We start from the raw sequence: 23,452 nt of genomic DNA on the forward strand, positions 1-23,452 counted from the left end.
CAGAGATACGAACCTGACGTCACTATCAGAAGTTATTTTCTAAATAAATCTTATTGGAATAAACGAAGCAAGGAGGGCTTAACGCTCTCCTTGCTTCGTCATAAAAAAACAGGACTACTACAACGGCATGGTAAGATGCGTTCGACAGAGTATCCTAAGATTCCCAAGAAAAATAAGTTAGAGAGTAAGCCAACTATACCGCCATCTTGTACAAAGCGGTGTTGCAATCCACCATTCACAACTTACAAACTTGTGAGGCTCACGTCCTGGAACAGCCAAAATTACTGGAAATACTACTTGAAACACACACAAAATGGTAGTAATTCCAAAGACTACTGCAGTCATTAAAGGGAATTTGATCTTCAGCTACTTGATCTATAGTCCAGCCTTCACCATCAAACGCAAAAATCTGAAAAAGCCATTGTTTCCTTCATACCCCGGTGGGGTTGAATAAGCATTATTCGCTAACCAATTGGAAGGTATTGCAAAGACACGTCTCTTTCATTGATTTGCTGGTATCGTCCCTAATAACCTTCAAACGTTTAATCCATGTGCTCTCATAAGAGAGACCAACTTTTCACGGTTTGTATCCTCCATTGTAGTGAGAGGTAATCTGAGATAATCCTTACAGAAACCCATAGCTGCCATAGCAGCCTTGACCGGAATTGGGTTTACTTCACAAAACAGTGCGTCTATAAGGGTATAAAGTTTATATTGCTGCTCTGCACTACCGGCAATGTCACCTTTAAAGAAACGGGTGCAAATCTCACGTGTCTGTGCCGGCATAATGTTGGAAAGCACAGAAATGCCGCCAACTCCACCAAGCGCCATGAGTGGAACTATCTGATCGTCATTGCCTGAATACAAATCAAGCTTGCCACACACACGCGCCATCGTTTCAACAACTTTTGAAATGTTACCATTTGCTTCTTTAATCCCTACTATATTTTCGTGTTCAGCTAATACCTCGTAGGTTGCAGGCTCAATATTTATACCTGTCCTTGAAGGCACATTATAGAGAATGATAGGCTTTGTGCTCTTGTCGGCAATTTGAGTAAACATTTTAATCAGGCCTTTTTGCGTAGCTTTGTTGTAATAAGGGGTAACTACGAGCATGGCATCCGCACCTGCTTCGCAGGCACAACGAGTGAGATCATGCGCGTATTCGGTGTCATTACTACCTGTGCCTGCGATGATCGGCACTCTGCCTCCTGCGTACCGAACTGCAAATGTAATTGCTTCTCTGTGCTCCGCGTCAGTTAAGGTCGATGCTTCACCTGTGGTTCCACAAATCACCAGAGCATCAATCTCTTCTGCAATTTGCCAATCAATCAATTTGCCAAACTGCTCATAATTAATTCCGGATTCGTCCAGAGGAGTGATGAGAGCTGTGGCGATACCTTTGAAAACAGTGTTCTTTTTCATGTTAATTCTACCTCTCCTTTTATACAAAAAAATAGCTGATACGGAATCAGCTACTAAATTACTCATATGATTTTCTAATCATACTGTAATATAGATAGCTCTCCGCAAATGCGACAGTTGAACAAATCTTATTTTGTTCAACCAGCCCAGTCCCCACGTAATTGGAACCAACTTCGGCATCTACACCTTTCACCGAAGCTACGGTCTTACGTAAACCTTAACAACTTCGGGTACTGATTGTACAATGCACCTCTATCATTTATATCAGTCTAGCCATATATCCTTATACTTGTCAAGCACAAATTAGTAGACACACAAGGAGACAGGAGTATAAGGAGTGGTTTTTGTGAATTTTTATATCTTGTTTACACCTTTTAATGATTCCTCAAAACTATTACCGGTACCTATTCTTTTTAAGTGTGTTATTGCAAAGTTCTCAATAGTATCGGGTATTCTATCCCCGTGTTCTAGTCTCAGAATAAAAATCCTTCCTAAGTTTGCCTCTGAATATTTCATACTTCTCCCTCTCTCAACAAATTAAATATAATGGTAAACAAGCCGTCCTCATACCCGGATTCACCGACCATAATGTATCACGTATTGTCAAATCATCCTTAAAGCGGGGCGAATGCCGTAACAAGCTAAGTTGACACACCCATCTCGCTTGATTACGAAACCGCCAACACTCCCAGGAAAACAGCCATTACAAACGAATCCGTTATCAACGGAACCATGCCGTCCCAGTAACTTGACATTCCGTCCAATCGGTAATAAAGCACATAACAAATTAAACCGACAACGGTGGCAATTCCTACAAGAGCCCCCAATGCCGTCGCACGTCCAGATCCAAAGCGCCCCGTTCCGTACAGCACAGCGACTGCTGACAGCTCTAATGCCGCCCAAATATGCATTATTATCAGTTCCGATGTCACAATCCGGTGAAATGCCATGTTCGTAACCAATAGCAGTACAACGAACAAAACTGCGCCGCCAATCAGAATAAACTTTACCGGCAGACCTTTGGAAATAAATGAAAGCGAGAGAATGCCAGTAGACATCAGAGTAATCGCGACAACTCCTGCGATCAAAGCGGCAATAATAGAGAACACGCCGATCGCCCCACCGGGTGAATCCGGTCGAAAGGAAACAATCCACCAGATAAGGTAAAACAAGCTGCAAAACAAAAGCAGCAGATTTCCGTAGAATATCACCCAGATCGAGTCAGTGAAATTGTCGAAACATTTCATAGTGACCTCCCATACCCAATAACCATACACACCCCCAACGCTCTTTCACCCATCGCTTGTTGTCCAGAATTCCCTTCTTACTTGTTTTCTAAATAGTAATTAATCAAATCAAGTGAGGGCGGTTGTTTCTTCAATTGCCTCAGCATAGATACAACTTGCCCTCGGTGATAGGATGAATGATTATTAACGTGTAACATTTGCTTCCATAATTCCAAACGATATGGTATTCCTTTAAGATTCTTATAACTAATTTCTTCCATCAAATTCTCTTCTTTTAATGAATCCAAATAAGAATTCAACAGCTTCTTAAATTCACCCCATCGTTTGGTCAATGCATCAACAGTTGAAAAATCATTAGCATTTAATAAAGTCCTGCCTTGTTCTCCCCTCCAGCGCGATAGCCACAGTTCTTCGGCTCCTAAAATATGTACCATCGTATCTCTTACTGAACGGAAACTACTTGATAAGTCCCGGATTAACTCTTCATTTTCTAAATGACTTATCGCATCCAGTAACTTGAAATTGGCCCACTCGTCATAATAATAAAGTTCAATTATTTGTCCCTTGGTAATCATTGTCTTACCTCTTTCAAATGGAATTATTAGAATTTTTCTTCTTATTCCCCATAAATAACGAACATTGCATGATAAGTTTATATTAGAAACCTTATTTTGTAGTGTCAGACTTCAAAAACGAATATAATATCAAATCAACAACACCTTTACCTTTCCAAACATACCCTTGCCGAATTATTCCTTCTTTAACAAAACAATTTCTTTGTAATACATTCTGCGATTTAATATTTTCTGGCATGACGAAGGCTTGAATACGGTTAATGCCTATATCATTAAAGAGGTAATCTGTCATTGCCTTAACAGTTTTAGTAGCGATTCCCGTAGCCCAAAACCTCTCATTTAGTCTGTAACCTATTGTTATCATATTTACATCATGAGAGTAGTCAAAAGTTATCCGAGGTTTTCAAACCGATTTTCAGACAAACGTTTAATATCCAAAGTCTGACCATCAGTAACCCAGAACTTTAGCTGAAGTTTATCTTGATCGTCGAAGTCTTTAACCGTATATTTGGCCGATTTTTCACTAACACCTAGATATTTTTTAATTGTGTCTTTGCTTTTTTCTACATCTTCACATGAAATGCATAAAAACAAAGTTTCAATATTCCTTTCGTCTATATCAATGTATTCTTCTTGGATATCTTTGAAATTTTTTTCGTTAATGGAATCCATTAATCCTAATTCGATGTAATTTTTTAGAAGTCTGACCGTTTCCTTCCTTAGATATTTTAATGTATCCCAAGTAGTTCCATTAACTATTTGTCTTTATAGAAGTTATGTGAATGTCCCACTATTCCACTTCCATATCGATTTGTATCGTTCACTTTCGTTAGGTTGGTTCCAAAGGCAGACCTTCCATATTTTAATTCGATCAAAGCTAGACGGTGTCGACAATTGCCTTTGCCTTTATGAATTGCAATATAATCGAAACGACCGAAACCAATTCCGGGAGTGCTATACTCCATATCTGTTATAAAGTAATCCGAATCTGAACAAGAGTTATTTTTAAGAAGTATAGCCTGTTGGGCTATTTTTTCTTTCTTTATTTTATTCCTTGGGTTTGATCCATTCTGATATTTCTTAACATATAATTCGAGCTTAGGAATTATGTTCATCCATTCTTTTACTGGAGCGTTTTTTTGGGGAATCAGCTCACCGGAGTTCACGAGATATTTTTCATCAAAATCAAATCTCAACTGATTTTGATGAGTGCAGCTAATTTTCAAGAGATTTCCTCCCATATAATATATATTAACGTACTCATCACGAATTCCCAAATAATACTTGTCGCTATTATTCTTGATCATTTCTAACAGGTCGGTAAGTGCACCATCCTTAAATTGCTTATATAACACCTTGTCAGTTTCCAATCCCCTCATAATCAAATTCTCCTTCTTACCTTGAATTTTACCTAACGATTAATATTATTGATAAAATAAACCCCTTCTGTTAACTCGGTTACAGAATTTTTACAAATTCCTCTATAAACGCTACAAAAATATCATATCTTGTTTTACAGTAATTTCTATAAGCAACATAATGACTCATATCATACTTAAATACATCGACAGGGAATTCTCCCTTTTCTGATTCACATAATGCAATTAAGTTACTTCTAAAAGCCTCCTTAGTAAATCCAAAAGCTGCCTCCTTTAGCTCATACTCCCGGTTGTTTTCTGCCCATTTTGATACGATCTCCCAGAGAGTTTTATCATAATATGTCCCTAGACTGTCGTCTGCATCTCTCGGATTCTCACAGGGCAACTTAAGAAATGATGCGTAAGAAATCGGTGTAACTTCTTCCCCTTCAATCCATCGAATCGATTTGATCCCATGTCTATCACAAATTTTTGCTATCATTTTTTGTTTCCCTCCAATTTAGAGCTTACATCTAGTGGAATAATGACCTTAAGCTACATTCATGCTTATTTAATTATCAAAGAACGATTTAGTGTATGAAATCCATCAATGATTCATATTAGCTTAAACTGCTTAAGAATAGTTTACTAGACAGTCAGGACAGAAAAATGTTCTTACCTGAATGCGGTCCAATTGTGCTTTCAGTACATAATAACAAGAATCACTGGTTAGTTTCTACAAGGTGAGGAATTCGTCAACAAACGTTTGTCTTTTTCGACATTTTTCGTCCTAATTATAGAGATTCTTGAATTGCGGTGTTTATTAAGGTTAAGCTTTATCCAGAAATGCATTACTATATTCCGTCCACCTAATATCTCGCGTACTTGATCCCCATTTTGAACATAAAAACCCGGCCATAGTTACAAAGTAACCTAAGCCGGATTTAGTATCCTTACGTCTCCGAGCATCGACATTAAAGGACCTAGTTATTTGACACCATGGCCCTTCACCGTAGTTACAGAAGGCCGATATAGCGGCACTTAGGGAGCTACGGCGTAATTATTTTCGTTAACTATTAGGTCCACCGTTTAACGAGATCAGGTGGAATCTCGACGCACAACTCTTGCCACCGCTTCTTATTTACTCATTTCTATGTATACATAAAATGTAGAGCCGATCGGACTAGTGTCAACACTGATCCTCCCGTTATGTCGTGAAACTATACCGTAACACACGGCTAATCCTAAACCAGTCCCTTGTTCTTTCGTTGTAAAGAATGGGGTGCCTAACTTTTCTAGAATGTACTGTTCAATTCCATTGCCTTCATCCGATATTGCTAAGACTACCTCACTATTATTAGTAAAAGTTCTTATTCTTAACTGTCCGCCCCTAGACATTGCTTCAAATCCATTGCGGACAAGATTTAATATCAGTTGACGTATCTCTTGAATGTCAAGTTGCAAATCAGGTACATTATTAAGCTCTACAGTCACTAATGTATCATTGTTTTGGGCGTCAGCTTGAATGAGCGGCAAGGTGGATGTGACAATATCATTAATATTGTGTAATTGAAACATTGTGGGTTTGGTTCTTCTAATTGAAAGAAATTCCGCAAGAATAGAATTTGCACGATCTAGTTCTTCAATCATAAGGTCAAAATATTCTATATCTCGCGGCTCTTGTTTGTTCCTAAGCAATTGCAAAAAACCCTTCACTGTTGTCATTGGATTCCGGACTTCATGACTAATACTTGCAGCCATTTCACCAATTAAATTTAACCTTTCAAGTTTAGCCATCTCTATCTCGGCTCTTTTACGTTCCAATATTTCCTGTGTAAGTAAGTCATTAGCGGTTTGTAATTCCTTAGTCCGCTCTGTGACTAAATCCTCTAGATAAAACTTATGCAACAAATCTCTCCGCTTAAGTTTATATAGTAAGGCGGATAGAAAACATGATAGTAGAACTATCGAAAAACCGTTAATATAGTTCCCTTGGCGTATATTCAGATCCTTTTGACTAATAGTTAGTAAAATCATTAACACAACACATGATGATCCGTACATAGGTGTAATAGTCCTAATGTTATAATTGAACATTACAGCTATTGTAATGCATATTATAAGGTAAACAATAATTTGCCCATGGATCTTTTGATCGATCCAACCAGAGATTACAGCTGTAAGGCTTAGTAAAAAAAAAGAATACAGAATTACGTATAATTTATGAAATAAAGTTATCTCATTTACGAAATGAGCTATTATTTTGTAGAAAACCAAAATACACAGAAGTGATACCGAACTCAAAGCGACATGAGAATAAAATAGATAAAGATAACCATTATTAATAATCCAAAGACCCTCGGCTCTATTGAGATAGTCTATAAAAAGAAGAAATATACTTAACAATAATATAATAATAGATAAATTCTTGGTTCGTTTAAAATTATTGTAAGTTATAATCTCCTCAATGTCCTTTTTATGGTACTCGCTTTTATATTGTAATGGAAAGACCTCCATGCGATACATCTCCCTATTTCATATCCACCCTTTAGATAAAGATAATATTCCTTAATATTATAGAATATTCAACACAAACCGTGATTTTCCTGTATAATAGCGTGGATTTTAAAGTCAAAGCAGATCACAGCAGTTCACATAATAATTGTATCATAGTATATTGGTACCAAGGTACAAAAATATTATGATACTTGTTTTGAAAGGGGTCATTTAGGTGGACAAAATCAAAGTTGAACGTGTTCAAACGGGTGTACGCATTGAGAAGCGCATAATAAAAGTTCTCAAAGGATTAGCAGAATACCACGATATTTCTCTAGGTGATTTATTAGAAGGAATAGTTTTACATGCATTTGAGGGAAAACAGCCGTTCAGTGAAGCTAGTCTGCAAAAAATTATCGAGCTAAAGAAAATATATGATTTAGATTTGAATGCAAACGCAAGCCACAACCTGGTTGAGGATCATATTCTTTAACACAGAAAAAAATGCGTTAGTAAGAAATTCCAATCCTCTCACCAACGCATAATATTTTTTCTCAAAAGAAAGGAATCAAAATGAGCAAAAAGATATCATTAATTCATTCTACAAACTTAGCTCCTGTTGATTATGCATACGCTGGGCGAATACCATCAGGTATGGATTTATTATTTTTAGCGGGGGCCTGTCCTCTTAATGAAGAAGGAAAAGTACCCAATCTAAGTGATTATGAGCTTCAGGCAAAACTCTGTGTAGATAATTTGAAAGAAGCATTAAAGGAGTGCGAAGCCTCATTGGAAGACATCGTATATACCAGAGTCCTTGTCGCATCTCAAAATCGGTCCGATTTAGTATCAGCATGGGAAACAATTAGAAAAGAATTTGGTGATCATGATGTCCCAAGTACCTTATCTGGAGTTACAGTATTAGGTTATACAAATCAATTGGTGGAAATCGAAGCTGTAGCAGCAGTAGAAAACCGTACAAAATGAGTTCTATTCTTCGGCTGCTTCCTTGATTGCGTGGACTATTTTGTTATATCCGGTACATCTGCATAGGTTACCTGAGATGGCAATTTTGATTTCTTCTTCAGATGGATTGGAATTTGCCATCAAGAGTGCTTTGGCAGACATCAGCATTCCTGGCGTGCAGTAGCCACACTGGATCGCGCCATTATTAATAAATGATTCCTGTAATCTGTCCATCTGTCCATTCTTTTCTAAAGCTTCGATGGTCAAGATTTCCTGCCCGTGAATTTGAGGTGCAAGAACTAGGCAGGAATTTACCGCCTTGCCGTTCATGATCACAGTACAGGAGCCGCATTCACCCTCGCCACAGCCCTCTTTTGTCCCTGTCAAACCCAGTTTCCCTCTCAATAAATCAACCAATCTCATAGTTGGACAAATGTCCATTTGATATTCTTCACCATTGACCTTAAACTCGATTTGCAATGCCTAACACCTCTTGTCTCTTATACAATGACAATTTTCATATCTTAATTCCCCAAATATATTACAATGCCGCTAAAATTTTTTCCGGTGTGAGAGGCATATCGGACAATGAAGTCCCCAAGGCATTATTTACGGCATTTATTACCGCTGCTGCAACAGGGACAAAGGCTATTTCCCCTACACTTTTTGCCCCATAGGGACCTTCATCCCCTCCCTGTTCAATCAAAAGCGTTTTTACAGTGGGCATATCCGGCGCATTAATTACATGATAATTTGCTAAGCTGCTGTTAAGTATTCTTCCGTCGTTACCTATTTTTATTTCTTCATATAATGCATAACCTATTCCCATTTGTACGCCCCCTTGGATCTGCCCTTCAACCATTCCAGGGTTAATGGCTTTTCCAATATCATGAACTGCAAGATAATCTGACACTCTAACCCTTCCGGTCAGGGTGTCCACCTCAACTTCAGCAAAGTGTACAGCATAGACACCAGGATTAGATGTTCCATGATAGGTGTGCGTAATGACGATATCCGTATTATCCTTAGTTTTAGCCGTTGTTGCTATTTCACGATAACTTATGGTCTGTTGCTGATGGCCACTAATCCCTACCGTACCATTAGCAACTTCTAAATACTGTTTAGGCTTTCGAAAAATAAGGGACGCACATTCTAGTATTTTTTCCTTTACTCTCTTAGCTACTTCATAGGCACAAGCACCACAAATATAGGTTACTCTGCTGCCATAAGAGCCAAAATCATAAGGGCCGTTTTCCGTATCTGCTTCCAAAACGGTAATATTGCTAGGATCAATATCTAATACCTCTGCAGTGATCAGTTTAATCGATGTAATCGTCCCACAACCTAAATCATGCAGACCAGTATTCAAAATAAAACTGCCATCCTCATTCATCTTGAGGGTCATTGTACTATGTTCAGGAAAGCCACCATACATCCCATTTTTATGTGCTGCACAAGCTAATCCTACACCCCGCCGATATCTTCCTTTATCTGGCATTCTGTAATATCTTTCATTCCAACCAAATCTGGCAGCCCCTTTCTCCAAACACTCAATTACGCGAGCGTTTCCCAATGAAAACGAGGATGCTTTGTCTCTGTCATAGGGATGGACAAGATTCTTGCGCCTGAATTCTACGAGATCCATAACTAACCTTTTGGCAACTGCGTTCATATGGATTTCCAGGGCAGTCATTATTTCTGGAGCTCCCCACCCTCTGGCGCCACCTGCGACAGGTGTATTGGTGTAAACAATCTTACCCTGATGTTGGTAGTAAGGAATTCTATATAATCTACAAATTTTTTTAGACATGGCATAAGCATTATCTACTGAACTGGTAGCATAAGCTCCAGCATCTAAAACGGTATCTACGATACAATCTTCCAGAATTCCATCCTTTGTAACACTGGTTTTTATCGTTGTACTCGTTGCTGGTCTGGTCATGGTCGCCATAATACATTCTTTTCGATCGAAAATCAACTTGACAGGACGTCTAACTTCCTTTGCCAAAAAGGCAGTAATTGGCTCGATGATCGCTTCTTGCTTTCCTCCGAAAGAACCTCCCATGGGCATTTTAATAACTCTAACCTTGTTATAACTTAATTCAAGCAAATCCGCTACAATCGTTCTTACGCCAAAGGCACCTTGGCAACCTGCCCAGATGGTGAGCTTCCCTGCGCTATTATAATCTGCTACACAGACATGCGTTTCGATTGTCGCATGGTGCACCTTTTGAGTACGTGTTGTTGTCTCCACTTCCACACTATCATTAGAAACTAACACCTGCTCCCCTAGTTGATAGTCATATTGATAGATCAGATTACCATCAGGATGAATTTTAGTTTTCTCATCTAGCAACGCTGCTTCAGGAGTACTTAAAACAGGCAGCACCTCATAATCCACTTGAATAAGTGAGATGGCATCTTTAGCAGTTTCAAGGCTGGTAGCAACAACAGCTGCAACCCGATCCCCAACAAACCTTACTTTTTCTGTAAAGAGACGCTCATCCTCCAGGCAAAAATCCTGGTCAGGTATGATTCTATAGCGGCTATACGTTTTGTTCGGTGTATTTAAATGGGTGAAAACTCTTATCACACCCGGCAGTGTTTCTGCTTTGCTTGTATCGATATTTTTGATAATTCCATGTGCTATCGGACTTAAAAGTAACTTTGCATACACCATTTTGGGCAGATTCAAATCGCTGACATAGACTAATTCTCCTCTCACCTTTTGAGGTGCGTCATGAATTGGATACGTCTGTCCAACATATTTAAAATCTTTGGTCAACATGCTCACCCCTTGCTGCTTTAACTCGTTTTACAATCTTCAGTTAGATTTAAAGTTCACGCCCTAAACGGAGAAGTTGCCCAAAGAGAGAAAAATTAGAAATCCGCATGAACACTAGGTTTTTGGTAGATTGAGATGCTACTCCAAATTAACCAAAATAACATGGTATCATGCGGAAATGTGTATTAGAAGCTGAAACGTGCTCGGAAACACTATTCGGTTAGCAATATTATATGTCAGGTTATGACGAGGTACAAGCACTCCAAACTACTCTGCCTCGTTTAATCACCCTCTCAACCGGGTTGCTACCGAAATGGTAAGGTAAATAATTCAGATTAGGAACGTCAAGTATAAGAACATCTCCCTGCTTCCCTACTTCCAAACTGCCCACCAGATTAGACTTTCCAATGGCATGAGCTGCATTAATAGTGACTGCAGTCAAAGCTTCTTCTGGGGTAAGACGGAGATAGAGACAGGCAAGGGTTATGACTAAGGGCATGGATTCCGTAGGGGAAGACCCTGGATTGGAATCAGTTGCCAAAGCTACGGGGACTCCGGCACTAATCATGGCCCTTGCTCGAGCATACGAATTTTTGGCTAGGTTAAACGAAGTTGATGGAAGCAGTACTGCAATGACTCCTTGTTTAGCCAGTGCAGCTATTCCTTCATCCGAGGCTTGAAGAAGATGCTCGGCACTAGTTACCTTCAGTTTCGCCGCTAATTCTGCTCCTCCGGCTGGGGCTAATTCATCGGCATGGATCTTCAGCTTAAAGTGAAGTTGTTTAGCTTTGGCTAAAATCCTCTCACTTGAGTTAAGACTAAAAACACCAGGCTCACAAAAGACATCACAAAACTCCGCTTGGCCCTGAGCAGCAATTTGGGGCAACACATCATTAATAAGATAATTTGTAAACTCTTCTTCGTTATAACCCGGTGGAACGGCATGAGCACCCATGAAAGTTGATACTAAGTCGATTACCTGTTCATTATCTAGTTCTTTAATGAGACGCAAAGCCCTCATTTCTTCCTCTAACGTTAATCCATAACCACTCTTTACCTCAGCGGTTGTCGTTCCCAGACTTAGCATCGTCTGAAGTCGGCGACTGGTTTGAGCTTTAATCTCTTCATCCGTGGCCTGCTTCGTACTCCGAACCGTTGAAAGGATTCCCCCGCCCTGTTTTAGGATCTCTAAATAGGGGACACCTTTAAGTTTCAAAGACAACTCATTTTCCCGCGAGCCAGCATAGATAACGTGCGTATGAGGATCAACAAACCCAGGGGTAACAACCTTTCCTTTGGCGCATATTTGTATCGTTTCAGGTCCTACACAGCCACCCGCTAGAAGTTCCTCCGTTGTGCCTATCGCAGTAATCTTTCCCTCTCGAATGGCGACGGCACCATCTTTAATCGGACTAATCTCGGACATACCCTCCCCGCGAGCCGGACATCCAGAATGACCCATCATCGTCGCCATCATATCAGCAGAATGGATCAATATATCCGCATACATCACAAAAATACCTCCTTGTAATTGTCAACCCCGTTCCCAGCCCCACGGCGCAGCATCGAAGCAAAGGTACGATTTGCTTAGAGAGCACTTTAGCGGAATTGCGTCAATGAGCGCAGACGATAAGGCGTTAAGAAACGTGAAGGTTCACATACAGAACAACCAAGAGGTTCCGCGTTTTAGTCTTAACGTCAAGCGAATAGCAATGCAGCGTGTGCGAACGGGCAATCGCACCTCTGCTCGACCCAAGCCGTCTAGAATCCAAACACGTGCTTCTCTAAGATCTGCTCGTTTGAGAATTCATGCAGGCCTAAATAGTAAGTTGCCACATCCATCATAGCATCCAGCGGAACAAGTCCCACAATTTCGCTGCCGACTATAGGTACACCAAAATGGGCTGCTTCAGCTTTAATAAATTCTAAGGCTCGATACAACGGGGTCCCTTGGGTATCCACCATATTCATCGAGATCTGCACAATCCCTTGCTCGGAAAGATCAATTCCCAAGGCTTTGACATTGACAAAGCCCCCTGAACTCCCTCGAATTCCTTTAGCAATAGCCTTACCAATTTCCATATTAGTTGTCCCCAGATTTACGTTAAACGCCACAAGGGGCGGACGAGCTCCAATGGCAATGGCGCCAGCTTTTCCTAAGACCTTGGGTCCATAATCCGGAGTACGCTCAGGGGTCTTAATACTCTCCTTTAATCCTTCATATTGTCCTCTGCGTACATCGGCCAAGTTGCGGCGTTCGGGTCTAATGGCAGCCTTCTCATAGAGAAAGACTGGAATCATCAATTCTCGTCCAACACGTTCACCTAATGTTTTAGCCAAATCGACGCATTCGTCCATAGACATTCCACGCACGGGGACAAAGGGGCAAACATCTGTCGCTCCCATCCGAGGATGTTCCCCCTGATGCTGATTAAGATCAATCTTTTCCGCAGCTTTGCTAATTAGTCTCCAAGCAGCTTCAAGAACCTTCTCAGGCTCGCCGATCATGCTGATAACCGTTCTGTTGTGATCCGCATTACTAGAGTAATCCAACAAGGTTACCCCCGGTACTTGTCTCACCTCGGCAACAATCTCTTCAACGACATCCAGCCGCCTACCCTCACTAATGTTAGGAATACATTCCACAACTTTTACCACTTATTATATCCCTCCAAGTCGACTCATCAAGCTTGCCTGGCATTCCTCAAATAACCGATTTCCCTCTTCACGTAAAGTATGGCTTTCAGCCAGTAAAGCCTCTTTTGTCTTAGGTTCCTTTAACCCTAAGGCATTAATCTGGACATTATAGAGAGCCCCTTCTAAGCCGGACTTGAACATCAGGGCTGCAACTCCCATGTCACTCAAGGCGTTCGGATTTCCAATGGTTAACAAGTTTGGCATTTCACACAGTCCCGCCAAGCATTTCTTAGCTGTTTGCAAAGGAATCTCCGCAGCCTTGAACGTCGCCTTTTCTATAGCCTCTCTCCGAATCAGTTTCTCTTCATCGCTATTCTTAGGAAGACTCAAGGCCTCCATAACTATGTTAAAGCCTTGCGTATCCTCATCCACAAGTGTCAATAACAATTCTTGCTTGGCCACAGCAACTTCCAATAAAGACTTTATCTTATCTTGCACAGCGAAAAACTTTTCCCGCCCCAGCGTCAAACGACAAACCATAGCCACAAGCGCATATCCTTGAGCGCCAGCGTAAGCAGCCACACTTCCGCCGCCCGGTGCCGGCGAAGTCGAAGCCACCTCCTGGGCAAATTCGCCTAAACTCATATCCTTCAGATCCATTATCCCAGCTCCCTTCCTTTGTTTCGACCAGCCTTCACGACGCAACACCGAAGCAAGGTGCATTTTTGCCTAAAGAGCCGACCCGCGTCATTATGATATGCTGTACAATTCCACAACTCCAATACCTTCAATGAATGACCTAATGAGACCAACATAAGGAATTTCTTAGTCTAGAGAGTAAAGTAAAGTAGAACTACACGGGTATAAGCAAGTATGCAAGTAAGAACCGTCCCCACTTGTACGCGCTTGCACTAAACACTCACTTTCGCGCCAAGTGTATTGGCGTTAAAACGCAAACAGCATCATAAACTCTCCCGTCGTCGTCCACCCCGTTCGACCCAAGCTCAGAGGAAGTTTCTTAGCTTAGGGAGCACTTTAGTGGAATTGCGTGAATGAGCGTAGACGATAGGGCGTTAAGAAACGCAACGGTTCACAGGCAGAAAAGCCCAGAGGTTTTGCGCTTTTGCCTTAGCGACAAGCGAATAGCAATGCAACGTGTGCGAGCGGGCTAAGATACTTCTCTCACCCAAACAGCTTATTAACCAACTCATCAATTAACTCATCTTTTGGTATAAAGGGCACTGTAACATGTCCTGAACCCTTATAACGTTCATTGAACTCGATACTAGTTTCGATGGAATGTTCATTTCTGGCCCAAGACCGACGAGCCACTCCACCCATCACATCCCACAAGAGAGCTGATTTAATAATATTATCTACTCGCTCGCTTCCGTCTAACACTAAGCCGAATCCACCGTTAATGGCTTTGCCAATCCCGACGCCCCCTCCGTTGTGGAGGGATACTAGACTCATCCCTCGGGCAGCATCTCCTGCAAAACTTTGGACAGCCATATCAGCCATGACATTACTACCATCTTTAATATTTGCTGTTTCCCTAAATGGAGAATCCGTTCCACTAACGTCGTGATGATCCCGCCCAAGCATAACTGGACTAATCTCTCCATTGCGAATCATTTCATTAAATTTGAGCGCAATTTTAATCCGCCCTTCGGCGTCCTGATAAAGAATTCTAGCTTGCGTGCCGACGACAAGTTTATTTTTTTCAGCATCTTTAATCCAAATATAGTTGTCGCGATCTTGGCCTCGACGATTTGGATCGATACAGGCCATCGCCGCTTCGTCAGTTTTGCGCAGATCGTCTTTTTTGCCGCTGAGACAAACCCACCGAAAGGGCCCATACCCGTAATCAAAGAGCTCCGGCCCCATAATATCTTCAACATAGGACGGGAAAATAAAGCCATCTTTTTCGTCCACGCCATTTTTGGATATTTCTTGGACACCTGCATCATAAATGGCCTTCATAAAAGAATTCCCATAATCAAAGAAATAGGTTCCTCTTTTTACCAGAGCACTGATTAACTCGTAATGGCGAATTAAACTCCGGTCAACCAGTTTATTAAATTCAACCCGATCCGAGCCAAGTAATCTGGTCCGCTCTTCAAACGTGACACCCTGCGGACAATAACCTCCATCATAGACAACATGGCAGGAGGTCTGATCGGAAAGTAAATCCACTTTAATGTTGTGCTGAACAGCATACTCCAATAAATCAACGACATTGCCCTGATAAGCAATAGACATCGGTTCTTTCTTCTGCACATATTCAGCTGCAAGACGAAAGACTTCCTCAAGATCTGCAGACATTTTACTAACCCAACCCTGCTCATAGCGGGTTCTTATTCTTGACTCATCAACTTCAGCAATAATGCCTACGCCTTGAGCTATTTCCACGGATTTAGGCTGTGCCCCACTCATGCCTCCCAGACCAGAAGAGATAAACAAATATCCTTTCAGATCTTCATCGTGTGGGATTCCTAACTTCAGTCTCCCCGCATTTAGCAAAGTGTTGAAAGTTCCATGCACAATTCCCTGCGGTCCAATATACATCCAGCCACCAGCTGTCATCTGGCCATAGTTTGCCACACCCATTTGCTCAGCAATTTCCCAATCCCTCTGATTGTCAAACATACCGACCATTAAAGCGTTGGTAATGATCACCCTCGGCGCTTCTGGTCGAGATGGAAATAATCCAACTGGGTGGCCGGATTCCACGACTAACGTCTGCTGATCTGTCAATACTTTAAGATATTTTTTGATTAGCCGATACTGTAACCAGTTTTGGCAGACACTTCCTGTCTCGCCGTAGGTTACAAGCTCATAGGGATAAAGGGCTACATCAAAATCTAAGTTATTCTCAATCATAACCTGGAAGGCCTTACCTTCAATACAGTTCCCTTTATATTCATCAATTGGTTTCCCATACAATCGTCCAACCGGACGGAAACGATAGGCATAAATCCGACCTCTGGTCCGTAATTCTTCCAGAAATTCCGGGGCTAATTTTTCGTGGAGTTCTTCGGGTACATAACGCAAAGCATTTTTTAAGGCGATCTTTGTCTGAGCCAGAGTTAGGCTGAACCCTCTGTCTGGAGCCCTTCTGATTCCTTCTATAAATTCCGGCTTATCTGGCAGTTCGGATTCTAATTTTACCGTCATGGCTTGCGAAATGTCATAATTATTAATCATGGCAGGAACCCCCTTAACAAATCACTAAACTTTTAATTGCAGTTTGCAACGAACCGTCTTAGCTAATTTTCCTGAGGAAACTAACTTTTTAGCACCTTGAATATCAGGATACATGACACGATCCTCTTCAAGTGTGCCCACCTTTGACCGGACAAGTGTATAAGCGCTCTCGCTGCCCTTCCCGAGTTTGAGTTCTTCTTTACCTATTCGCAAATCAACAGCCTGACAGGCCGCCAATAGTTCCATGGCCAAAACATGGGCTGTATTTTCGATGATAGCTCGAGCTTTACGAGCTGCAATCGTTCCCATGCTTACATGATCTTCTTGATTAGCGGAGGATGGAATTGAATCCACACTGGCCGGATGAGCCAATGTCTTATTTTCGGAAACCAGTGAAGCAGCGGAATACTGCACAATCATAAAACCAGAATTCAGCCCCCCGTTTGGCGTTAAAAAGGCAGGTAGTCCACTTAAAAAAGGATTCACCAAGCGCTCTACTCGCCGTTCAGCAATGTTCGCCAGCTCAGCCACAGCAATCCCTAGAAAATCCATCGCTAAAGCAATCGGTTGCCCATGAAAATTCCCACCTGAAAATACCTGTTTTTCTTCTGGGAAGATCAAGGGATTATCGGTCGCAGAATTCATCTCAGTTTCTACAACTTTCTTCACGTACGCTACCGCATCTCCAGAAGGACCATGCACTTGAGCTACACAACGAAGTGAGTAAGCATCCTGGACTCTGGGGCGTCGCCCGTTTGCCATAAACGTACTCCCCTCCGTGAGAAGACGCATCTGTTTTGCCACATCAATCTGACCCTTATGAGGGCGCACAGCATGAATTTTAGGATCAAACGCATCAAGAATCCCTTCGAGGGCTTCAAAGGATAAGGCTGCCGTTATATTCGCGGATTCCCATAAAATTTCAGCATCCCAGACGGCTAAAGCTGCAATTGCTGTCATTACTTGGGTTCCGTTGATTAAGGCCAAACCTTCTTTCCCTTCTAAGACTACGGGCACAATCCCAGCTTGAGCTAAGGCCTCCTGCCCAGTCATCCGCTGCCCTTTGTAAAACGCTTCACCCTCACCAAGCAAAACTAAAACCATATGCGACAAGGGCGCTAGATCTCCGCTAGCTCCTAACGAACCTTTTTCTGGTACAACGGGAACAATCCCCGAATTAAGCAGCTCTATCAAGGTTTCCAATGTTGAAAGCCGGATGCCTGAAAAACCTTTTGCTAAGGCGTTAGCCCTAAGAAGCAAAATTGCTCTTACAACTTCAGCTGGCAGTGGCTCCCCCACGCCTGTGGAATGACTCATAATGAGATTACGCTGCAGCTTTCGGGCATCCTCTTTAGATATAACGATATTACTAAACATTCCAAAACCAGTCGTTATCCCATAAACCAATTGATTTTCTTCAATCAGCTGATCGACATACTCTCTGGATCTTATGACCTTCTTCTTGGCACCTGAGTGCAATTCCACTTTGGCACCACACCGCGCTACCGCAACCACCTGCTCCAATGTGAGTGTTTCTCCGTCCAAGATAACCTTCAGATGTTCTGCTGAGACTCCACTCATAACATGCCACTCCTCTAAGCTCAAATAACTTTCAATAACTCGCTGTGGTTGTTGATACGTAATTTTCCCTGTCCAACCTGATAACATTCATCCAAAACCCTATTTGAAAATCTTGATTAAAGATAGGTACAGTAGCCCCTAAGGACTACTGTCAAGGTCATTAGGACTGGTATAGCCCCTGGCGATGGACTGATAGATAATTTCCACAGTACGGATCGAGCCCCAGCAAAGCTTGAGAACCGTGGACAAAGCCCATCATTACTCGGTCAAGTGGATCCAAGATATAACTATCCATTCCCATCGTCATGGTCTGAACCAAAAACAGCTGATTCAAGACCTTGCGGTTAGGTAGCCCAAAAGAAACATTACTTAACCCACAGACCTTATGCACCTTGGGATATTCTTTGCTAATTAGAGCTAGCGTTTCCAAGACCTCTACTCCAGCTCGATCTCCTGTACTTACCGGCGTAACCAAGGGGTCAAAATATATATCCTCTTCCTGAATTCCTGCTTCAGTTAAACTTTGATACAGCTTCTTTACCACCCGCATCCGTTTCTCGGCTGTCTCAGGAATTCCAGTATCATCCATACACAAGGCGACAATTTTGGCTCTGTATTTTTGGACTAGCGGCAGTATCTGCTGATATCGTTCGACCTCAGCAGTAATGGAGTTGATTAAAGGTTGTCCGTGTTTGACCAAAGAAAGCCCTTTTTCAATAGCCAGAGGGTTAGGACTGTCAATACACAGCGGAGCTTCTACCGCTTCTTGAACTGTATTGACAAGCCACTCCATCATTTCCAATTCATTAAAAATCATGGTACCGCAGTTGACATCCAGATAATTAGCCCCAGCATCAATTTGCGCTTTAGCAAGCTGACGAATATACTCTGCATTCTGAGTCTCAACAGCTTCACGGACAGCTTTTCTACTGGTGTTGATTAATTCACCGATAATTAGCACATTCATTCCTCCTGCTGCTAATAAGTTATGTTAAAGAAACTTGGCTGGCGCCCACACACACACACACACACACACGAAGACACTGTCTTCGCACGTTCTGATAATAAAATGAAAACTTGGCTAGCGCCAAGCCTTTAAGCGCCGGCAGTAGCCAAAGTTGTACTTATTCTTGCAGACTTTTATCGAAAAAACTAGTGTTAAAAACTATCCTATTATTTTTTACGCAATTAACCGACGGCATAATTCTGTCGCTGTGGCAGCATCGGGAGCATACCCATCGGCTCCAATTTGATCGGCAAACCCCTGAGTTATCGGAGCCCCTCCAATAATAATCTTAACCGTATCGCGCAAACCCTCTTTTTTCAGGGCCTCAACCGTATCTTTCATCGACAACATCGTCGTCGTCAAAAGTGCGGACATACCAATAACTTGTGGCTTGTGTTCCTTCACACCTTTTACAAACGTTGCGGGGTCTATATCCACACCTAAGTCAATAATCTCAAACCCGGCACTTTCCATCATCATGACGACAAGTTTCTTGCCAATATCATGCAGATCACCCTTAACGGTTCCGATCAACACTTTGCCAGCAGAAGGCATATCTTTGTCGGCAATCAGTGGTTTTACTAGTTCTATCCCCGTGCTCATGGCCCTTGCAGACATCATGACCTCTGGAACATACATGTCCCCGGCTTTAAAACGAACTCCAACAACATTCATACCAGCCATTAATCCTTGATTAATAATTTCTAGAGGATCGACACCATTATCAATCATTTTTTGGGTTAAAGTTTTAGCTCCTCCAAAATCACCACTGATCACTATTTGGGCTAAACTGTCAAAATCACTCATTTACTAGTCCCCCTTAAATTATTAAATAAGGCCTATCTAAGGCAACTTCTTGTTCCAATGCAGATACTTCTTTAGTTGAGCGCGGAATGTCTAACTCTGATTTCCGGCTTCTGACTTCTGACCTTTGTTAGATTGCTCCAAACTTTGCACGAGCTTCTCTGAGAACTGTATCAATTCTTTCCTTTACCTCTTCGGTTACAGGTTCGGGTCGGTGCGTTTCCAGAATATCCTTAATTCTATCTCTGGCTCGATCAACCATCGTTTTGCTCCCATTCTCTGACCAATTCTCGAAGCTGTTTAAATCCGAGAGTTCTGGCCGCCAATTCGCACGAAAATGTTTGGCCGTATGCTCATCCCCCAGGAAATTGCCTCCCGGTCCGACCCGCATGATCGACTCAACCCCTAGGGATTCTTTATCAGTATCAATGCCTTTGAGCAATCGTCTGGTCCGCCCGATAACCTCATTAGAGATAACGAGTAGCTCCAACGATCCCGTTAAACCAAATTCCATATAAAATACATCATGCATAATATTACAACCCTGAAGTGCACCCATGACTGTGAACATTGTTGACTCAACAATCGCTTGTTCATCACAAACTTTAGCATTGCAACACCCGGCATATCCCCAAGATGGCAGATTGTAGTAGTGGGCCAGATCAACAACCCCTCCTTGGAAAAGTACCGCTTCGGGAGTTCCATATACCGCTTGCATGGTCCTCATATCTAAAGGAGAATTGCCATAACCGTAAACAAACGGCGCCCCTGGAGATTTCAATTGGTGGATAACTAAGCCACTCAAGGCTTCGGCATTGGCCTGAACTAACGCCCCGGCAACCGTTGTAGGAACCGAGGCTCCTGCAACCCCACCGCAAGCAAAATTTGTTGGAACCCAATTTTCTGCAGCAAGCAATAGTTTATCAACAGACTCCTTAGGGTGCTGGAGTGGTGAGGTCGGTTCTGTGTAGACCATGAATAATGGTTTCTGGCGCAAGCGTTCCTTCCCACCAACGGCACCTGCTGCCATCTCGATGATATCTTTTAAGGTATCCCCATCTTCAGCTATGACCACCTGAGGTTTCACGGTATTCTGCACCATGATGGCATATTGTTCGCGATTAATCATGTGGGGATCAACATCTGACAAAAGGCCCATCGACATCACAAAGTCGATATTTGGCAGACTGTCACAGATTTTTATGGCGTTAGCCACATCCTCTTGGCACCAACTGCGCCTTTCTTGACTAAACGGATCTAGATAATTCATCGTATCTGATCCTGTGCCAAAGTAAACATTAGCTCCTTCTAAATGGAGCGCCGCTTCCCCATTTCGGTTGTATAGGGTAACGCGCGAAGGTGCGGATTGCAGGGCTTTCTTTACCAGGCTGCTCGGGAAATAAACCCGATTACCGTTTTCCACTAATGCCCCCGCCTGCCGAAGAAGTTCAACCGCCTCTTCATGGTAAATCATCATTCCTGTTTCTTCGAGAATTTGACAACTGGCCAGATGAATTTCCTCAGCCTGTTTTTCTGTAAGCGTTCGGAAAAACAACCCATTCCCATGTGAACTTCCTACTCCCATACTCGGTACCCCCTTTATTCTGCCAACGGCCTTAATTCATTGGGATTATTGTTTTTGCTTCTCTGTTTCTGCAATAATTTGACTCATTCCAGTGCGAACCGTTTCATCTAACAATTCGGAGGTATGAGTAGCAACAATCTCTTTGGCTAATTCAGCAGCTTTGTCTTCAACCGTTTTAGACCCCTGCTCTTCCCAAGTATCCCAAAATGAGCGATTGAACTGCTTAGGGGTCCAAATTTCGGAGCGGAAGTGTTCAAAAGTGTGGGTATGGGCAACATAATTTCCACCCGGCCCAACCTCATCAATCACATCCACGGCGAGTGTCTCCTCATCAATGCGTGTTCCTCGACCCATATAACGTGCAGCATCCATGAAATCATTACACATAGTAAGGAATGTTAAAGAACCAGTTTTACCACCCTCCAGATATCCAACATCATGGACTAAATTAGCCCCCATTAACTGGGCCATCAAAATCCCAGTTCCTGCTTCCATTCCGGCCTGGGCATCAGGTACCGGTGAATTAACACAACCCGCTTCTGTAAAGTTTGGAATTCCATAAAACTGGGATAATTGAGTCATAATCGCGTAGTTCATCATGGTTTCCGGAGATCCATACAACGTTGCCGTACTCCTCATATCCATAGGAGTCGCCCCGCCTCCGATAATGATCGGGGCTCCTTTTTGCTTTAATTGAGCCATGACTACTCCCGCCAGAGCTTCCGCGTTCATTAAAACGATGGTTCCGGCTTTTGTGACCGGTGTTGTAGCCCCAGACAAAATCCCCGGCGTATAAACTACAGGCACTCCATATTCAAAACAAGCAAACATCTTGGCAACACCATCGTTGGTGTGTACTAATGGAGAGATTGGCTCAGAGTAGAGAACCAGAAACGGATTTTTTCTAAGTTCTTCTCTGCCTCCCGCTACTAAAACTGCCATCTCTAACTGAGCACGCATGTTTATTTCATCATGGGCTGTAACGATCATCGGTTTAATAGTATTAGAAACCATCGCTTCCAGTTGATGTAGGTCGCTCACCAGAGCGTTCTGATCTGAAGCGATAGCATAACTCATAACAAAATCATAGTTAGGTAAATAATCCATGACCCGACAAGCTAATTCAACATCCTTCTTTGTAGAGCGCCGTCGCTCACCGGTTTCCAGATCTACGGTAAAGGGAAGATCCGAACCAGTCCCGAAATACGTCCTATTTTTCTCCAATGGCATAACTCGTTGGCCTTTACGATTGGCAACCACGATTTTTCTCGGTGCCAAGCGAATGCATTCTTCTACCAACCAGCTTGGAATCCGAACACGATGCTCATTAACGATACATCCAGCATCTTTTAGTAACCGCAACGCTTCCGGATGATCTACTTTAACCCCAGTACGTTCCAGAACCTCTAAGGTCGCGAGATGGATCTCCTCGATCTGACTCTCACTAACCCAACGAAGCATTGGCGTGGCTTGCTCTATACTATTGGAGCGAATCTTTTTCATGAGATGTATCCTCCTCTTGTCTTTTAGCTTCATGTCTTGCATAATTCCAACAACGTTCTCATTAATCTTTAAACTATATTGCAATTTCTATGCCACATAATAATTGAGTTTGTATTTATATTTAAACTTTCATTTTCCGCAGTTATTATAGCTTTTTCAGCCTATTCCTTAACTGATCTCATCTCTTCAATTTAATGAATCGAGACTTTTGCGCATATAATTTTTGCACACCCTTTTTGTTTATGCTTAAAACGCTTGGTTTTTAGGTGCAAAAAAA

General features: G+C 42.2%; 22 protein-coding genes and 1 riboswitch. Of the genes, 2 read left to right on the forward strand and 20 right to left on the reverse strand.

What is annotated here, in order from left to right:
* Positions 1–534: 534 nt before the first annotated feature.
* The 9 genes from dapA to DOT_RS21165 all read right to left on the reverse strand — a co-directional run bounded on the left by dapA (position 535) and on the right by DOT_RS21165 (position 6,669).
* The gene (gene dapA / locus DOT_RS21130; RefSeq protein ID WP_009623352.1) at positions 535–1,425 is read right to left on the reverse strand and encodes a 4-hydroxy-tetrahydrodipicolinate synthase; all 891 of its coding nucleotides are present in this window, start codon (positions 1,423–1,425) and stop codon (positions 535–537) included.
* An 87-nt stretch (positions 1,426–1,512) separates the two neighbouring features.
* A riboswitch (Lysine riboswitch) is annotated at positions 1,513–1,688 on the reverse strand.
* 91 nt (positions 1,689–1,779) lie between these two features.
* Positions 1,780–1,941 (reverse strand): hypothetical protein, encoded by a 162-nt coding sequence (locus DOT_RS31275; protein ID WP_009623356.1) that lies wholly within the window; start codon positions 1,939–1,941, stop codon positions 1,780–1,782.
* 152 nt (positions 1,942–2,093) lie between these two features.
* A complete protein-coding gene (locus DOT_RS21135; protein ID WP_009623358.1) occupies positions 2,094–2,672 on the reverse strand; it encodes a hypothetical protein in 579 nt (192 codons plus the stop codon).
* Positions 2,673–2,749: 77 nt separating this feature from the next.
* Positions 2,750–3,247 carry a DinB family protein gene (locus DOT_RS21140; protein ID WP_009623360.1) on the reverse strand — a complete coding sequence of 166 codons (498 nt, stop codon included), beginning with the start codon at positions 3,245–3,247 and terminating at the stop codon, positions 2,750–2,752.
* A 91-nt stretch (positions 3,248–3,338) separates the two neighbouring features.
* On the reverse strand, positions 3,339–3,641 hold the full coding sequence (locus DOT_RS21145; RefSeq protein ID WP_282433487.1) for a GNAT family protein: 303 nt from the start codon (positions 3,639–3,641) through the stop codon (positions 3,339–3,341).
* The gene (locus DOT_RS21150; RefSeq protein WP_009623365.1) at positions 3,638–3,919 is read right to left on the reverse strand and encodes a hypothetical protein; all 282 of its coding nucleotides are present in this window, start codon (positions 3,917–3,919) and stop codon (positions 3,638–3,640) included. The genes DOT_RS21145 and DOT_RS21150 overlap by 4 nt, the downstream gene beginning before the upstream one ends.
* Positions 3,920–4,002: 83 nt before the next feature.
* On the reverse strand, positions 4,003–4,626 hold the full coding sequence (locus tag DOT_RS21155; protein WP_009623367.1) for a hypothetical protein: 624 nt from the start codon (positions 4,624–4,626) through the stop codon (positions 4,003–4,005).
* Between the two features lie 79 nt (positions 4,627–4,705).
* Positions 4,706–5,107, reverse strand: coding sequence for a hypothetical protein (locus tag DOT_RS21160; protein WP_009623370.1), 402 nt, complete (start codon positions 5,105–5,107; stop codon positions 4,706–4,708).
* Between the two features lie 635 nt (positions 5,108–5,742).
* Entirely contained in the window at positions 5,743–6,669 is a 927-nt protein-coding gene (locus DOT_RS21165) for an ATP-binding protein (RefSeq protein WP_242833885.1), read from the reverse strand.
* Between the two features lie 667 nt (positions 6,670–7,336).
* On the opposite strand from DOT_RS21165, the gene DOT_RS21170 reads away from it, so the two are divergent.
* Both DOT_RS21170 and DOT_RS21175 read left to right on the forward strand, forming a co-directional pair.
* On the forward strand, positions 7,337–7,594 hold the full coding sequence (locus DOT_RS21170) for a hypothetical protein (RefSeq protein ID WP_009623374.1): 258 nt from the start codon (positions 7,337–7,339) through the stop codon (positions 7,592–7,594).
* An 80-nt stretch (positions 7,595–7,674) separates the two neighbouring features.
* Positions 7,675–8,088, forward strand: coding sequence for a RidA family protein (locus DOT_RS21175; RefSeq protein ID WP_009623376.1), 414 nt, complete (start codon positions 7,675–7,677; stop codon positions 8,086–8,088).
* A 3-nt stretch (positions 8,089–8,091) separates the two neighbouring features.
* Here DOT_RS21175 and DOT_RS21180 read toward each other — a convergent pair whose 3' ends face one another.
* From DOT_RS21180 to DOT_RS21230, 11 genes are all read right to left on the reverse strand, one after another.
* Positions 8,092–8,547 (reverse strand): (2Fe-2S)-binding protein, encoded by a 456-nt coding sequence (locus DOT_RS21180; protein WP_009623378.1) that lies wholly within the window; start codon positions 8,545–8,547, stop codon positions 8,092–8,094.
* A 61-nt stretch (positions 8,548–8,608) separates the two neighbouring features.
* Positions 8,609–10,852, reverse strand: coding sequence for a xanthine dehydrogenase family protein molybdopterin-binding subunit (locus DOT_RS21185; protein WP_139024272.1), 2,244 nt, complete (start codon positions 10,850–10,852; stop codon positions 8,609–8,611).
* Between the two features lie 241 nt (positions 10,853–11,093).
* Positions 11,094–12,362: an imidazolonepropionase gene (hutI, locus tag DOT_RS21190; RefSeq protein ID WP_009623382.1), complete on the reverse strand. Its 1,269-nt coding sequence runs from the start codon at positions 12,360–12,362 to the stop codon at positions 11,094–11,096.
* Positions 12,363–12,613: 251 nt separating this feature from the next.
* The gene (ftcD, locus tag DOT_RS21195; RefSeq protein ID WP_009623384.1) at positions 12,614–13,510 is read right to left on the reverse strand and encodes a glutamate formimidoyltransferase; all 897 of its coding nucleotides are present in this window, start codon (positions 13,508–13,510) and stop codon (positions 12,614–12,616) included.
* 3 nt (positions 13,511–13,513) lie between these two features.
* The gene (locus tag DOT_RS21200; protein WP_009623386.1) at positions 13,514–14,149 is read right to left on the reverse strand and encodes a cyclodeaminase/cyclohydrolase family protein; all 636 of its coding nucleotides are present in this window, start codon (positions 14,147–14,149) and stop codon (positions 13,514–13,516) included.
* 522 nt (positions 14,150–14,671) lie between these two features.
* On the reverse strand, positions 14,672–16,696 hold the full coding sequence (locus DOT_RS21205; protein ID WP_040413110.1) for a urocanate hydratase: 2,025 nt from the start codon (positions 16,694–16,696) through the stop codon (positions 14,672–14,674).
* 24 nt (positions 16,697–16,720) lie between these two features.
* Positions 16,721–18,277: a histidine ammonia-lyase gene (gene hutH, locus DOT_RS21210; protein WP_009623389.1), complete on the reverse strand. Its 1,557-nt coding sequence runs from the start codon at positions 18,275–18,277 to the stop codon at positions 16,721–16,723.
* Between the two features lie 160 nt (positions 18,278–18,437).
* Positions 18,438–19,238, reverse strand: a complete 801-nt coding sequence (locus DOT_RS21215; RefSeq protein WP_009623391.1) for a methyltetrahydrofolate cobalamin methyltransferase — start codon at positions 19,236–19,238, stop codon at positions 18,438–18,440.
* Between the two features lie 219 nt (positions 19,239–19,457).
* Positions 19,458–20,090, reverse strand: a complete 633-nt coding sequence (locus DOT_RS21220; RefSeq protein ID WP_009623393.1) for a corrinoid protein — start codon at positions 20,088–20,090, stop codon at positions 19,458–19,460.
* Between the two features lie 127 nt (positions 20,091–20,217).
* Positions 20,218–21,672 carry a trimethylamine methyltransferase family protein gene (locus DOT_RS21225; protein WP_009623395.1) on the reverse strand — a complete coding sequence of 485 codons (1,455 nt, stop codon included), beginning with the start codon at positions 21,670–21,672 and terminating at the stop codon, positions 20,218–20,220.
* A gap of 45 nt (positions 21,673–21,717) precedes the next feature.
* Positions 21,718–23,175, reverse strand: coding sequence for a trimethylamine methyltransferase family protein (locus tag DOT_RS21230; protein WP_009623406.1), 1,458 nt, complete (start codon positions 23,173–23,175; stop codon positions 21,718–21,720).
* Positions 23,176–23,452 lie beyond the last annotated feature (277 nt).

The organism is Desulfosporosinus sp. OT (genome assembly GCF_000224515.1).
GTDB lineage: Bacteria > Bacillota > Desulfitobacteriia > Desulfitobacteriales > Desulfitobacteriaceae > Desulfosporosinus.